Consider the following 14,830-nt stretch of genomic DNA (forward strand, 5'->3'; position numbering starts at 1 on the left):
TTTTCACCACTCCGCGTAGGAGCCGTCGGGGTGCCGCCAGGTCGGACTGCGCCAGGCGTGCCCCCGCTTGTCGGCGGTCCGCACCGCGTGCTCGTCGATCTCGATGCCGAGCCCGGGCGCGGTGAGCCGGGACACGTACCCGTCCACGAAGGTGAGTGGCGTCCGGTCGAGGCAGTAGTCGAGCACCTCGGCGCCGAGGTTGTAGTGGATCCCGATGCTCTGTTCCTGGATCAGGTAGTTGGGTGTGGCGAAGCCGACCTGGAGGCAGGCGGCGAGGGCGATCGGCCCGAGCGGACAGTGCGGGGCGAGTTGCACGTCGTAGACCTCGGCCAGGGTGGCGATCTTGCGGACCTCGGTGATGCCGCCGGCGTGCGACAGGTCCGGCTGCGCAACGGCGATGCCGGCCTGCAGCACGGGCAGGAACTCCTGCCGGCTGTAGAGCCGCTCGCCGGTCGACACCGGGGTGGTCGTGCAGCGGACGAACTCACCGATCAGGTGCGAGTTCTCCGGCACCACCGGCTCTTCGAGGAAGAACGGCCGGTACGGCTCCAGCAGCGGGGCGACCCGGCGGGCGTTGGCGAGGGTGAACCGACCGTGGAAGTCGACCGCGACGTCCCGGTCGGCGCCGAGCACCTCGCGGGCGGCGGCGACCCGTTGGACCACCCCGTCGAGGTCGGCGACCGACGCGATCGGGCCCATCCGCCCGGAGGCGTTCATCTTCACCGCGGTCAGGCCCGCCTCGACCTGCGCGCTGATGTGGTCGCGGATCTCGGCGGGCTCGTCGCCACCGACCCAGCCGTAGACCCGGATCCGGTCCCGGACGGGCCCGCCGAGCAGTTGGTGCACCGGCGCTCCGTAGTGCTTGCCGGCGATGTCCCAGAGCGCCTGGTCGAGGCCGGACACCGCGCTGCCCAGGATCGGGCCGCCCCGGTAGAAGGAGCCCTTGGTCATCACCTGCCAGTGGTCCTCGATGCGCAGCGCGTCCCGGCCGATCAGCAGCTCGCTGAGCTGCTCGACGGCGGTGCGGACGGTCTCGGAACGGCCCTCGCAGCTCGCCTCGCCCCAGCCGACGATGCCGGACTCGGTCTCGATCCGGACGAAGAGCCAGCGCGGTGCGACGAGGAAGGTCTCCACCCGTGCGATCGTGGTCATGTCAGCCCTTCGTGGCGCCGGCGGTGAGGCCGGAGACGACGTACTTCTGCACGAACAGGGCGATCAGCATGATCGGCAGGGTGACCACGGTGGCGGCGGCCATCAGGCCACCCCAGTCGATGCTGGCGTAGCCGACGAAGTCGAAGATGGCCACGGGGAGCGTCTTCGTGTCGGCCCCGGACAGCACCAGGGCGAACATGAAGTTGTTCCAGGAGAAGATGAACGAGAGGATGCCGGCGGTGGCGAGGCCGGGCACCGACAGCGGCAGGGTGATCCGCCGGAAGGCGCCGATGTGGGTCAGCCCGTCGACGAGAGCGGCCTCTTCCAGCTCGGCCGGTAGGCCGTCGAAGTAGCCCATCATGATGTAGACGATGAGCGGCAGCGACACGAACATGTGACTCAGGATCAGCACGCTGAACCCGCCGACCATCTTCAGGTTCGAGAAGACGTAGTACCAGGGCACCAGCAGCGAGACGCCGGGGATCACCCGGGCCATGAGCACGACGAGCGCGGACTTCTTCATGGTGAAACGGCTCATCGAGTACGCGGCGGGCACCCCGAGGATGAGCGAGAGCACCGTGGCCGCGAACGCCACCCAGAGGCTGTTGCCGATGAACTGGACGTAGTTCGCCTGCTGGAAGACCGTGTCGTAGTTCTTCAGGGTTGGCGAGAAGACGAAAGACTTGGCGGTGTCGTAGATGTCGACATTGGTCTTGAACGACGCGGCGATCATCCAGAGCAGCGGGCCCATCAGGGCGACCACCACGGCGACGAGAGCCACCGCCCGGAACACCTGGTACGGCTTGCTCGGCTTCATCGGTCCAGCCCCTTCTTGCGGTAGGTGAGGGCCCACATCACCCCGATGATGATCAGGAAGAAGAGGATGAGCACGGTCGACGAGACGCCGTACTCGTTGTAGTCGAAGCTGAGGCCGTAGGCGTACACGTTGAGGGTCTCCACCTCGTGGAAGGACCCACCGCCGCGCCCCTTGGTGGCGTAGAGGATGTCGAAGGTCTTGAGCGCGTCGATGCCGCGCAGCAGGATGGCGACGATCACCGTGGGCATCAGCAGCGGCAGGGTGACGTGCCGGAACCGCTGCCAGCTGCTGGCGCCGTCGATCCGGGCCGCCTCCTGGGGCTCGTCGGAGAGCGAGGTGAGCCCGGCGAGCAGGATCAGCACGACCATCGGCGTCCACTGCCAGATGTCGATGAACATCGTCGTCGGCAGGGCCGAGCTCTCACCGGCCAGCCAGGGTTGGGGACCGATTCCGATCCAGCCGAGCAGCTGGTTCGCCATCCCGATGTTGGGGTCGAAGATCAGGCGCCACATCATGCCGACCGCGACCGGGGTCGCCACCAGCGGCAACAGGATGGCGACGCGGACCCATTTCTCACCGCGGAAGGGCCGCCACAGCAGCAGGGCCATCGCCATGCCGAGGACGACCTCGAAGAACAGGACGACGCCGGTGAAGAGCACCGTACGCCCGGCCGCCGGCCAGAACCGGTCGGTGTCGGTGAGCACGTCGAGGTAGTTCTGGAAGCCGATGAACTCGGACTCGGCGCGTACCGAGCCCTCGGCGTCGGTGAGGCTGAGGTATCCGGTCCACGCCACCGGAAAAATGATCAGCACGGCGACGAACGCCATGGCGGGGGCCGCGAAGAGCCACTTGCGGTGCTCGTTGGCCCAGCGCGACCAGGCCGACGTCTCCGCGTACGCCGCGGGGGTCTTCGGCCCTCTGGTGACTGGTGTGGTGACGGCTGACATGAGATCTCCGGGTTCGGGGGCCAGGTCCCAGCGGGCGGCGGAGCCGTCGGCGCCGCCGCCCAGCGGTTCGGGTTACTTCGCTTCGTCGTCGAGGAACTTCTGGAACGCCTCGTTGGCCGCGTCGGCCGAGCCGGCGGCGTCCTTGCCGGTGATCGTGTCGACGATCGGCTGGCCGACGATCTCCCGCGCCTGGGCCACCTTCTCCACCAGCGGCCGGTCGTGGCCGACGCCGTTGGTGGCGCTGACCGTGTTGGCTTCGGCGAGGTCCTTCGGCAGGGTCGAGGTGCTCTCCGGGTTCGCCCAGACCGAGGCACGGGCACCGGGTACGCCGGCCTTCTGCTGCGCCAGCGCCTGCTCCTTGCCGGCGGCCCACTGGATGAACTTCCAGGCGTTGTCCTTGTTCTCCGAGCCGTCGTTCACGCCGAGCGCCCAGGACGGGATGTTGTACGGCTTCGAACCGGCCGGGCCGGCCGGGAAGGCCGCGAAGCCGACGGTGTCGACGACCTTGGACTTGGTCGGGTCGGTGGCGTTCTTGTAGAGCGAGTTGGCCTCGGTGTAGAAGGCCGCCTTGCCCTGGGTGAAGATCGCCATGGCCTCGGACCAGCTCATGTCGGTGCTGATGTTCTCCGGGCCGTGGTCGCGGAGCAGCCCGCCGTAGTAGGCGTACGCCTGCTTGGCCTGCTCGCTGTTGACCGTGGCCTTTCCGCTGGTGTCCACGAAGTCGCCGCCGAAGCTGAACAGGAAGCTGGAGAACTGGGTGACGGCCGCGGCCTTGCCGGTGCGGGCGACGAACCCGGCGACCCCGGGGTTGTCGGCCTCGACCTTCGCGGCCTGCGCCTTGAGCTCGTCGAGGGTCTTCGGCGGTGCGGTGAAGCCGGACTTCTGCAGCAGGTCCTTACGGTAGTAGAGGACCTCCTGCTCGGTGATGATCGGCACCCCGACGACCTTGTCGTCGTAGGTGGTGGCCTGCACCGGACCGGCCTGGAAGTCGCTGAGCTCGAACGCGCTGTCCGACTTGGCCTTCTTGCTCAGGTCGGCGAGGTACTTGTTCTTGGCGAACAGCTTCCCCTCCTGCAGGGGCCGGTACATCATCACGTCGAGGTCGCTGGACCCGGCGTTCAACTTGACGTTGTACTGGTCGGAGAGCTGGTCCTCGCCGAGCTGAGTGACCTCGATCTTGAGGCCGGACTGCTTCTCGAACTCGGGCAGGGCCTTCTTGATGTTCTCCGTCCAGACGTGGTTGACCAGCGTCACCCGGAGGGTCTTGGACCCGCTGTCGCCGTCCTCGCCGCCGCCGCAGGCGGCCAGCCCGAGGGCGGTGACCACGGCCAGAGAAGTGCCGATTATCGATCGACGTCGCACGCGTGTCTCTCCTTCTGTCGCGGTCGCCGTCCCGGACGGGAAGGCGCTACGTCGTTGTTACATCCGCTTAACGACGGGATGCTAGGCCGAATAAGCGGATTTATTCAAGGGTTTGATCTAACTGATATGATCCGACGCGTGGAACGATCCTCCCCAGGGGACGCAGCCGCGCGGGCCACCCCTGTGGAGACCGGGCTGCACGCGCGCGTCCTCGAACACCTCGGCACTGCCATCTGCGCTGGTGAACCGGCTCCCGGGTCGGTCCTCAACATCGACGAGCTGGTCGAGCGGTACGCGGTCTCCCGATCCGTCATCCGCGAGGTCCTGCGGGTCCTGGCGTCGATCGGGTTCATCGAGACCCGGCGCCGGGTGGGCGTGATGATCCGACCGGCGAGCGCCTGGAACGTCTTCGACCCGCAGGTGATCCGCTGGCGTCTCGCGTCGGCCGGTCGCACGGCCCAGCTCAGGTCGATCACCGAGCTACGTACCGCCGTCGAGCCGCACGCGGCCCTGCTGGCCGCGACGCGGGCCGGGCACGAAGAGGCGAGCGACCTCGTCGGGCTCGCGGCGAAGATGTGGGCCGCCGGCAAAGCCGGTGACGAGGACCGCTTCCTGCACCTCGACATCGAGTTCCATCGGCGGGTGCTGCTCGCCTCCGGCAACGAGATGTTCGTCCGACTGCAGAATCTGGTCGCCGAGGTGCTCACCGGCCGACACAAGCACCACCTCATGCCGCACCACCCGCACGAGCAGGCCCTTCAACTGCACGCGGAAGTCGCCCAAGCCATTCAGCGACACGACGGCGTGGGCGCCCACCGGGCGATGGTGCAGCTCATGGAGCAGGCGTTCGACGAGATGAAGTCGCTGTGGGAGCAGACCGGGTCACCCGAGATGGTGAGTTGAGTACAGCCCGGGTACCCGAAGTGTCCTTCAGGCATTCACATCTTTCACACTGATCGTCCTTACGATGCATCTGCCCGGCTGATGGGCAATTGTCGTCAAGGGAGGATCAGCGTGCGTAACAGAAGATCCAGATCCGCGTTCGTCGCGGTGGCCGTGACCGCGGTCGTCGCGGTGACCGGGGGCATGCTCGTCGGCGGTACGGCGAACGCCGCGGAGCCTTCGCAGTTCACCGTCGTCGGTGGGGCGATCCGGACGGCGACCGGCACTCCCGTACCCGCCTCCGGGACGCACGCGTCGCTCTGGGGCAACACCAGTTACGCCACGACCAGCATCGCCGGCTCCGGCCGGGTGGTGATCGGCGCCATCGGCGACAACTGCGAGGGCTGGCCGACCGTACGGGTGACGGTCGACGGGGTCAACGTCGGCCAGACCACCATCGTCAGCGCCACCAACTACGGCTCGTACCCGGTCGGCACGGCGGTCGGCGCCGGTCAGCACGCCGTGCAGATCCAGTTCATCAACGACTTCCGGTCGGACGCCTGCGACCGCAACGTGCACATCGCGTCCGCGCGGATGGAGACCACCGGCGCGACCGACACGAAGTTCAGCTTCGCCGTCCTGCCGGACACCCAGCAGGAGGTGCTGAACAGCAGCGACACGCGGTTCCTCAACCGCACCAACTGGCTGGTGCAGAACCGGTCCGCGCTGGATCTCCGCTTCGTGGCCTCCTCGGGTGACGTGGTCAACTGGGACACCCCCGACCACTCGCAGTACGTCATCGCCCGCAACGCGATGCGCCCGATCGAGAACGCCGCCATCCCGTACTCGCTGGCGATCGGCAACCACGACACCCAGGCCACCGGCGTCGGCGGGTCGGCCCGCGATCCCGCCCACACCCGGGAACTCGTCCGCGACACGACCGTCTTCAACCAGTACTTCACCGCCGGCCAGTACCGCGCGGTCCGGGGACAGTTCGAGGCCGGCAAGGTCGACAACTCGTACTCCACCTTCGAGGCCGGCGGCGCGCAGTGGCTGGTGCTGACCCTGGAGCTGTGGCCGCGGGTCGCGGCCGTGAACTGGGCCAAGAACGTCGTCGCCGCCAACCCCCGGCACAACGTCATCGTCGTCACGCACGACTACATCGACGGCAGCGGCAACATCGAGCAGAGCGCCTCGTACGGCGCGACCAGCCCGCAGTACCTGTTCGACAACCTGGTCAAGCAGTACGCGAACATCCGGTTCGTCTTCTCCGGTCACGTCGGCATCGCCGCGAACCGGGTGGACACCGGCGTCAACGGGAACAAGATCTACTCGTTCCTCCAGACATTCCACTCCAACACCACCAACCCGGTACGCCTCGTCGAGATCGACACCGCCGCCAACTCGCTGCGGACCTGGATCTACGGGCCGTACAACAACCAGTCGTTCACCGAGTACGACCGGTCGTTCACCGGCATCGGCGTGGTCCGCTGAGCCCAGCGGGGTGTGCGACCACTCGGGTGGTCGCACACCCCGGCTTTTGGATCTTGACCAAAGTCGCACCCCGTCCCTAGGGTGCCTGACGTGTTTCGGCCGGGTTACGGCCGCACCGGGCAAGGATGGGACGAACGATGAACAGTGATGGTCGAAGACTGACGCTGAGGATCGGAGTGCTGACAACCGCAGCCCTCGCGATCTCCACCGGCCTCTTCGTGGCACCGGCCCAGGCCAGCGAGCCGGTGGCTCGGCCGACGAACACCGCGCTGGCCGCGGTGCCCGAGACCGGCGGGCAGCTCGTGAAGTCCCCCGACGGCTCGCTGCGCGTCACGGTCAACGCCGACGGCGGTCGGCTCACGTACTCCCTCACGAACCGCGGCACGGTGGTCGTCGGCGCCTCCGGGCTCGGTCTCGACCTGGCGGGACAGCCCAGCCTGACCGAGGCGATGAGCATCGAGTCCGTCCAGCGCCGCACCATCGACGAGACGTGGAAGCCGGTCTGGGGCACCGACAGCACGGTCCGCAACCACGCCTCCGAGCTCACGGTCCACGCCGTGCAGGCGGACACCGGGTTCCGACTCGACGTCGTCGTCCGGGTCTTCGACGACGGCGTCGGGATTCGCTACCACATCCCGACCCAGCCGGGCCTGGACGCCTACACGGTGACCGCGGAGCGTACCGAGTTCACCCTGGACCCGGCGTCGAGGAGCTGGTCCATCTCGTCGGGCACCGACTGGAACGCCGACGAGCAGCACTACCGCGACCTGCCCCTCTCGGCCGTGCCGACGGCACAGACGCCCATGACGTTGGCGACCGGCAAGAGCTACGTCGTCGTGCACGAGGCCGACCTGACCGACTACCCGAGCATGCGGCTGAAGGCCGTGGCGGGTCAGCCGGGGCGGTTCTCCAGCGATCTGATCAGCCTGCCGGACGGCACGAAGGCGAAGCTGCGCGGCGAGTTCTCCACCCCGTGGCGCACCCTCACCGTCGGCGAGCGGCCCGGCGACCTGGCCGAGTCCCACCTGATCGAGAACCTCAACGACCCGTGCGCGATCTGCGCGGGCGGCACGTCGTGGATCAAGCCGGCCACGTACGTCGGCGTGTGGTGGGAGCTTCAGCGTCGCCAGACGACCTGGACGTCCGGGCCCAACCACGGCGCCACCACCGCTCGCCTGAAGCAGTACATCGACCTGGCGAAGAAGGCGGGCTCGAAGTTCGTGCTGGCCGAGGGTTGGAACACGAACTCCGGCGGCGCCTGGGCGAACCAGGACTTCCTCACCCCGCAGCCCGACTTCGACCTCCCCGCAGTGCTCGACTACGCCCGGCAGAACGGCGTCGAGTTCATCGCGCACAACGAGACGCGCGGCGACGTCGACTACTACGACCAGCACATCGAGGCGATCTTCTCCCGGTACGAGGAGCTCGGGATCCACTCCATCAAGACCGGCTACGCCACCAAGTTCCTGCTGGGAGGGGTGAACCGCAGCCACTTCGACCAGGAGGCCGTCCGCCACTACCAGCGTGTGATCGACGCCGCGGCTCGACACCGCATCACCATCGACGCCCACGAGTCGATCAAGCCGACCGGGCTGGCCCGCACCTACCCCAACATGATGACCGGTGAGGGCGTCGCTGGGATGGAGCAGCAGAACTACAAGGGCGCGAACGGCAACCCGCCCGCGCAGGCAACCATCCTCCCGTTCACCCGGTTCATGGGCGGCGCAGCCGACTACACCCCCGGTGTGCTGAACGTGACCTGGGACCCGGCCAAGCTCAACACCCGCGTGCAGACCACGTCGGCCGCCCAGTTGGCGCTGTACCCGACGTTCTTCAGCCCGCTGCAGATGCTCGCGGACACTCCGGAGAACTACGCCGCGCACCCGGGATTCGCGTTCCTGAAGGACATGCCCGCCACGTGGGACGAGAGCCACGTGCTCGACAGCGCGATCGGTGACTACACGACGACGGCACGGCGACACGGCGACACCTGGTATCTCGGCGCCATCACCGACGAGAACGACCGGACCCTCACGGTGCCCCTGTCGTTCCTCCCGCTCGGGATCTACGTGGCCGAGACCTACGCCGACGCCGCCGAGACGACCTGGCGCGGGAACCCGTTGCCGATCGAGATCAGTAAGACGCTCGTCCACCCGTTGAACGCGCTGAGCATGTCCATGGTCGGTGGCGGCGGACAAGCAGTCCGTTTCCGGCCCGCCACGATCAAGGATCTCCTGCAGCTCGGCTGGTACTCGGCGCCCCGCGCACAATTCGGAGCCGCCGAGGCGACGTTGGACGCGGGTACGCAGCGCCTCACCGTGACGGCGTCGCTCACCAACACCGGAAGCACCGTGGCCGCACTCCCCGCCCAGCTCTTCGTCGACGGACGTGCCGTCGGCAAGGCGCAGAACGTTCGCGTGGCGGCGGGGGCGACCAGGACGGTCGAGCTGACCCTGCCGGCGAGCCAGGTCCCGGACCAGGACTTCACGGTCGCCGTGGGCTCCCCCGGCGGTCAGCGCGGCACGGCGGACCGGGTCACCCAGACCCAGTCGATGTCACGGCTGATCCGCGAGCTGCACCAGTCCGGCGCAGTGACGCGCTCGGCGCAGACGACCCTGCAGAAGCGGGTGGACCAGGCCGAGGCCGAGCTGCGGCGCGGAGACGTCGCGGGACGCCTGCTCGCCCTGCAGGATCTCCGCCTGGATCTCTACGGCCTGCCGGTGTCCCAGGTGACCACGGAGGCGCGTACCGCGATCGACGACCTGCTCTCCGTCCGGCTCGGGCCTCCTCGCGGACTGCTCAACCTCGCCAGGACCGTACGGCTGGCCACCGACCAGGGGACCATCGACCCCGCCCTGTCGAAGCAACTCCTCGACGAGGTTGCCGTGGCGGGCCGCTCGGCGTCCGCGAACGACACCGGGGCCATGAACACCGCCCTCAACCGATTCGGCGCCCTCATCACGGCCGCCCCGGCCGGTCAGATCGGTCCCGACGTCGCGGCCGACCTGCTCGCCTCCTCCGGCGTGCTGGCCGCTGGACCGCGCAGCTATGAGGCCGAGGCCGCGCAGCGACTCGGCGCCGCCTGCCTGCGGACCGACCACCCCGGGTACACCGGCAGCGGCTTCGTGGCCTGCCTCAAGACCAAGGACAGCGGTCTGCGGTTCAACGCCGCGGCAGCGGCGGACGGCGACTACACCGTTCGACTCCGGTACGCCAATGCCATGGGCGCCACCCAGACGATGACGCTGAGCAGCGGCACCGAGTCGGTACGGCTCCAACTGCCGACGCTGGCGAACTGGGACACCTGGTCCGAGTACACCGTCAAGCTTCGGATCGCCCGGGGAGCCGCGGTGGACATCGTCTACGGGCCCACTGACAACGGCAACGTCAACGTCGACTCGCTCACCCTCGAGCCAGACCTGGGTGTCGTCGGCCGCGCATGAGTGCCCGTGCTGGCGTGTGCTCCCGAGTGGAGGTCACGCCAGCGCGGCGCGCCGGGCCGTTCGGACGAAATGGTCGTACCTGAAGTTACGCTCCCCTGATATCGGACACAGGGGGCGTAATGGTGGCTTTGGGGCGGGGTAACCTCAACCATCCTCGCGCAGGGCAATCTGCCGGTTCCCGGCGAGTCGTACCCACTCGCCTGGATGGGTGCCGGCGTACTGGCCCTGCTGCTCGGCGCCACACTGCTACTGGCCGTCCGGGAACGCAGTGCCCGCGCCTAAATCCTGGTCGGAGATCAGAGCCGCTACGGCGGTCGGGCACCAAGGAACTCGGTGCCCGGCGTGACCGGATCGGCTCGCCGGTCAGTCCAGCCCTCGCGGCGGAATGAGGCGGGACGGACCAACCACTCTCAGCTGGCGCGGGACGCTGCTCGGAGGGCGAGGCGCCGCAGTGCCGCACGGATGTGCTGCCGTTCGGTGGCAGAGGTGCGGGGGTCGGCAAGACGGTCACGGATCGCCGCGAAGTGTGCCTCCAGGACCGGATCCGCTCCGGGCAGGGATGGCAGGGCAGCATCGGCGGGCTGCAGGGTGAGGGCGCGCAGCGCAGCACCGAGTGGCAGGTCCAATGCCGCGCAGAAGGCCCTTACCTTGGACAGCTCCGGGTGGTGCTGCCATTCGCCGGACAGCCATCGGAAGACGGTGGAGCGGCTGACGCCACTGCGAGCCGCCACCTCGGCGACCGGCCAATCGTGCTCCTCGCGGGCAGCCTCGACCGACTGGCGCACGAACCGCGCGAACGCTGCCTGCGCGGACCCTGGCGTCTCCCCCATGTCCTGGTGGTCACCTTCCCGTGATCGACATCCAGGCTAAGCCGACCACGGTCCGTGGCGACCGTCGCCGCCCGCGATTGAGTAGGCAAACGGCCGTTCTGAGTGGTCACGCCGCGGCACCGGGGACCGCGGTCCCCCGCGCCGGACCACACAAGGCGAATAGGTCTCCAGTGCTACCCCTGCGCCAAGGCCTCGTACCCGGCGATCAGTCGTTGCACCAGCGGGTAGACGAGCTGTGGGGACGCTGGGTTGGGCTGGGCGAAGGCGCGAATTTGGTCTGCGGTCTCCGCGCCGCAGCGTCGCATGTCCTCCGGGGCTCCCATGGGCCCGGAACCTGCCGCGTATCTCTCGTACTGCGCGACCGAGACGTCGAAGCCCTCGATCCCGACGCCGTCGCCCCAGTGGACCTCGCGGCCACCCTTGAAGCTGCCGTAGAGGGAGAAACGCCACAGCAGCAGGTTGCCGGACCTGTCCGGCCCGATGGTCACCGACAGAGCCTCGACGGAGTGCGGTGCGACTGAGAAGTTACGGCTCCCGGTGCCCGTCCAGGCCGATGACGTGTCGTCAGGAAAAATGAAGTCGTAGTTGTAGGTGGACTCCTCTCCACCACCCTCGGGCAGGCCACAGGTGACCAACTTGTAGGTGTCGTGCACGACGACCTTCACGCCCGTCAGGACGGCGGGTTCGTCGCTGCCGTTCCTGAACGTCAGCACCAGAGGCCGGGCCTCCAAGGGCGACCGGCCGGCGGCGGGCGGACCCTCGTCGACCTCCACCTCGACCAGTTCGAGCGCGTCGTCGGGCACCAAGGACGAGGATCTCGGCGGTCCTGCCCCCGGCGTCGACGGTGATGGCTGAGGTCCGGACGTGGTTTGCGGGTCGGCGAGTTGCACGACGCCGATCACCACGGCCACGAGAAGACTCACCACCCCGGTGATCGCGCCGATCGCTTCCCAGGAACCCCAGTGCCGACGATGGGGCGGCGACGGGGCGTCGACGGCCGGCGCCGGGTCGGGCCGGGCCGCGGTGTCGTCCTCACCCGCATTGCGCGCTGCCTGATGTGATTCGTGATCCGTCATCGACCGAACGGTCCGTCCTCGAGGTGTGTCGCCCAGGTCGTACGCGCTACCACGGCGACTCAACCGGCAGGATACGACAGACGGCAGGTGCGGGGCGTCCCCACATTCGGGCGGCGCCCCGCACCTGCTCGAGTTCAGCCTGCGGCGGAGCGGAAGACCGGGTAGTAGCCCCCGGACTGGCCGGCCGCGGTCGGGTGGTAGGAGACGCTGAGGCTGGCGATGTTGAGAGCGTGCAGCCACTTCGCGCCGGAGCTGCACAGCTGGTGGCCGACGAACTGCGACCGGACGTCGGCGAAGGTGAACCCGGCAGCACCGGCGGCAGTTCGGATGATGTCGTCCACCAGGTTGATGGCTTCGTTGATCTTCGCGCGTGAGGTGGCACTGAGCCCGACACACGTCGTACCCAGTTGGTAGAACACCGGGTAGCCGACGACCACCACCCGGGCGGACGGCGCCCGGGTGCGAATTCCGTTGTAGACGCCGCGCAGCAGGGTGGCGAGGCTCGCCCGGGCTTTGTCCTCGGCGCCCTGCACAGCGGCCACGCATTCGGTGGTGCCCTTGAGCACGCAGGTGGTCATGATGTTGGCGAAGCCGACGTCGTTGCCGCCGACCGAGACACTGACCAGGGTCGTGCTGGCGCTGAGCGCGGAGAGCTGCGTGTTGATCACACTGGTGGTGGTGGCGCCCGAGCAGGCCACCGAGCGGTACGACGCGGGTCGCACGTTGGTGGCGTACAACGCCGAGTAGGCGTTCGTGCTGCGCTGGCAGGCCCCGCTCTCGGCGGTGTAGCTGCCGGCACCCACCCCGGAGGAGTAGGAGTCGCCGAGGGCAACGTAGTGGTCGCTGGGAGCAGCATGGGCAGGTGCTGCCAGGGTGAAGCTGGCACCCAGAGCCGTGATCAGGCTCAGGGCGAGGGTTGCCAGACGGGATCTCCGCACGTCGTACTCCGGGGGTAGGAGGATCGGTGTGAGATAGGTACCACTAAACATCGACGTTGGAAAGATCTTCTCGGCGAGTCCCGCCGCCGGGACGGTCGCGCCGCCCCGGCCGGCCCTACCGTCGCGCACGGCCGTCGCGCATCCGGCTCACCGGTCCAACTGCCTACTGGGCGGCAAGGACCCCTTCGCTGCGTACCGGGGATCCGACGATGCCCTCGCGTCCGCGATGCCCAGGACGTGCGGGATCAAGCGGGCTCTGGAGCCGCGCCGAGCCGTTCGTGGGTCAGCTCGTCGTGGCGCAGGCCACTGGAGCTCTCGCCCCGGCCCGGTCCGACGTGCCAGCCCGACCAGACCCGGACGGTGCCGTCGACCGCGCGGGCACGGCGCGGCACCAGCGTCATCCGGCGGCCGACCCGGGGCAGTTCGACCGCGTCGAGTTCAAATCCCTGCTGGCCGCCCAGGAGTTGGCCAGCCGGCGCGGCGTCCGACGGCAGGGCGAGCACACCTCCGGCGGCCGGCAGCAGCGGCAGCCAGGACTCCGGCACGGTGGTCGAGAGCCGGTAGTGCAGCGTGTTCTCGACGGTGGGCTCGATGCCGGCGCGGGCCTGGCGGGCCGACTCGACCTCGCGGCGATCGACGGCCGCGCCGTTCGGGCCGGTCACCCGCAGCTCGACCGCCCAGGCGAGGTTGGCCATCTCGTCGCGGGCGAGGAGCACGTCCTCACGGGGAGCGCCATCGGTCGTGTCCACGGTGGAGGGAGCGAGAACGAGGCCGGGCGCGCCGTCGCTGTGGAACATCCGCCAGGCGTCGCGCCCGGTGGCCGGGCCGTCGAAGCTGACCGCGGAGGGAACGGTGACGGTCTCGTCGAAGCAGGTGTCGACCTCGATCGTGACGACGCGACAGAACGAGCCAGCGGCCATCGACATCGGTACGGCGAAGAAGTCGTTGCCGTACACGAGGGCGAACTCGGCCAGCAGCAGCCGGCCCAGGTCATCCGGTGCCGCGTCGATCCGGCCGAGGTCGACGGCCGAATCCTCGAACTCCCACCAGCGCGGGCGCGGCATTCCGGGGAAGCTGATCCGGCTGGGGAGAGCGGTGGTGGTCACGGCCGTCGAGGGCTTGTCGCCCGCCGCCATCGAGGTGGCGCCCGCGCCGTCGAACGAGTGCCAGTCGATCGGGCCGCCCCGATGCTCTGGTGCGACCAGCGTGGTCGGGCCGGTGGACGTGGCTGCCGCGAGGCGGAACGGCGCAGCGAGGCGGCCCGCCGTCCACGCACCGCCCGTGGCCGGGAAGCGCGCGTCCCACCAGCGGGCGTACCGGCCTGCCGCGTCGCGTACCGCCTTCTCGTCGCCGGTGTCGTAGCTTGGGCCGGGCGGGGCTGACGGGGTCTGCGCGGACCCGATCGCCGCCCGCAGCGCAGCCCCGTCGAGCGCCCGCCCGACCAGCAGTCGCGACCAGCGTCGACCGGCCTCGTCGCTGCTGCCCTCGGCGGCGTCGTCGAGCGCGGGCAACGCGTAGTGGTCACGCAGGGCGGCCGTGTACCGGCCGGCGAGCGTGGTGCCGAGCAGCCGCAGGAAGTGCTGGCCGGCGCGGGCACGGTCCCCGAGCCCGGGCGGCACTGGCACGGCATCGACCTGACTCTCGATGGGCTGACCGGCCGGCAGCTCGGTGCCGTCACCGGCCGGCGCCTGCGTGCCGGTCGCCCAGCGGGTGAGGGTGCAGTGCTCGGCGGTGAGCCGGACGAGGGTGGGTGAGCCGGTGTCCGACCCGGTGAGTTCGCCGCTCTGCCACTGTCGCGCGAGCAGCCACAACGGATCGGCCACCCGTGCGGCGATCGAGGACAGTTCCGCGTCGCGGGTACGCGGCTCGAGCCGCCGCCAGGTCGTCAC

General features: G+C 69.0%; 11 protein-coding genes. 3 read left to right on the top strand and 8 right to left on the bottom strand.

Features of this window, described 5'->3' with window-relative positions:
* Positions 1-3: 3 nt before the first annotated feature.
* The 4 genes from dgoD to V6V47_RS00985 form a co-directional block, all read right to left on the bottom strand.
* Positions 4-1,152: a galactonate dehydratase gene (gene dgoD / locus V6V47_RS00970; protein ID WP_334625980.1), complete on the bottom strand. Its 1,149-nt coding sequence runs from the start codon at positions 1,150-1,152 to the stop codon at positions 4-6.
* A gap of 1 nt (position 1,153) precedes the next feature.
* A complete protein-coding gene (locus V6V47_RS00975) occupies positions 1,154-1,969 on the bottom strand; it encodes a carbohydrate ABC transporter permease (protein WP_334625981.1) in 816 nt (271 codons plus the stop codon).
* Positions 1,966-2,916: a carbohydrate ABC transporter permease gene (locus V6V47_RS00980; protein ID WP_334625982.1), complete on the bottom strand. Its 951-nt coding sequence runs from the start codon at positions 2,914-2,916 to the stop codon at positions 1,966-1,968. The genes V6V47_RS00975 and V6V47_RS00980 overlap by 4 nt, the downstream gene beginning before the upstream one ends.
* A 72-nt stretch (positions 2,917-2,988) precedes the next feature.
* Positions 2,989-4,278 carry an ABC transporter substrate-binding protein gene (locus V6V47_RS00985; protein ID WP_334625983.1) on the bottom strand — a complete coding sequence of 430 codons (1,290 nt, stop codon included), beginning with the start codon at positions 4,276-4,278 and terminating at the stop codon, positions 2,989-2,991.
* A 138-nt stretch (positions 4,279-4,416) separates the two neighbouring features.
* On the opposite strand from V6V47_RS00985, the gene V6V47_RS00990 reads away from it, so the two are divergent.
* The 3 genes from V6V47_RS00990 (at position 4,417) to V6V47_RS01000 (ending at position 10,097) form a co-directional block, all read left to right on the top strand.
* Positions 4,417-5,181, top strand: a complete 765-nt coding sequence (locus tag V6V47_RS00990; protein WP_334625984.1) for a FadR/GntR family transcriptional regulator — start codon at positions 4,417-4,419, stop codon at positions 5,179-5,181.
* A 111-nt stretch (positions 5,182-5,292) separates the two neighbouring features.
* Positions 5,293-6,654: a carbohydrate-binding domain-containing protein gene (locus V6V47_RS00995; RefSeq protein ID WP_334625985.1), complete on the top strand. Its 1,362-nt coding sequence runs from the start codon at positions 5,293-5,295 to the stop codon at positions 6,652-6,654.
* 176 nt (positions 6,655-6,830) lie between these two features.
* Complete coding sequence (locus tag V6V47_RS01000; protein WP_334625986.1) at positions 6,831-10,097, top strand: glycoside hydrolase family 97 catalytic domain-containing protein; 3,267 nt, start codon at positions 6,831-6,833, stop codon at positions 10,095-10,097.
* Positions 10,098-10,507: 410 nt separating this feature from the next.
* On the opposite strand, the gene V6V47_RS01005 is transcribed toward V6V47_RS01000, so the two are convergent.
* The 4 genes from V6V47_RS01005 to V6V47_RS01020 all read right to left on the bottom strand — a co-directional run bounded on the left by V6V47_RS01005 (position 10,508) and on the right by V6V47_RS01020 (position 14,830).
* Positions 10,508-10,927: a helix-turn-helix domain-containing protein gene (locus tag V6V47_RS01005; protein ID WP_334625987.1), complete on the bottom strand. Its 420-nt coding sequence runs from the start codon at positions 10,925-10,927 to the stop codon at positions 10,508-10,510.
* A gap of 173 nt (positions 10,928-11,100) precedes the next feature.
* Positions 11,101-11,730, bottom strand: coding sequence for a hypothetical protein (locus V6V47_RS01010; protein ID WP_334625988.1), 630 nt, complete (start codon positions 11,728-11,730; stop codon positions 11,101-11,103).
* Between the two features lie 407 nt (positions 11,731-12,137).
* Positions 12,138-12,941 (bottom strand): SGNH/GDSL hydrolase family protein, encoded by an 804-nt coding sequence (locus V6V47_RS01015; protein WP_334625989.1) that lies wholly within the window; start codon positions 12,939-12,941, stop codon positions 12,138-12,140.
* Positions 12,942-13,186: 245 nt separating this feature from the next.
* Positions 13,187-14,830 (bottom strand): hypothetical protein, encoded by a 1,644-nt coding sequence (locus V6V47_RS01020; protein WP_334625990.1) that lies wholly within the window; start codon positions 14,828-14,830, stop codon positions 13,187-13,189.

This window comes from Micromonospora sp. CPCC 205539, assembly GCF_036906815.1.
Lineage (GTDB): Bacteria > Actinomycetota > Actinomycetes > Mycobacteriales > Micromonosporaceae > Micromonospora.

What these genes read in the sequence shown, in the direction of transcription:
- V6V47_RS00975 (WP_334625981.1), bottom strand. Translation starts at nt 1,969, where the DNA reads ATGAAGCCGAGCAAGCCGTACCAGGTGTTCCGGGCGGTGGCTCTCGTC.
- dgoD (WP_334625980.1), bottom strand. Translation starts at nt 1,152, where the DNA reads ATGACCACGATCGCACGGGTGGAGACCTTCCTCGTCGCACCGCGCTGG.
- V6V47_RS01005 (WP_334625987.1), bottom strand. Translation starts at nt 10,927, where the DNA reads ATGGGGGAGACGCCAGGGTCCGCGCAGGCAGCGTTCGCGCGGTTCGTG.
- V6V47_RS00980 (WP_334625982.1), bottom strand. Translation starts at nt 2,916, where the DNA reads ATGTCAGCCGTCACCACACCAGTCACCAGAGGGCCGAAGACCCCCGCG.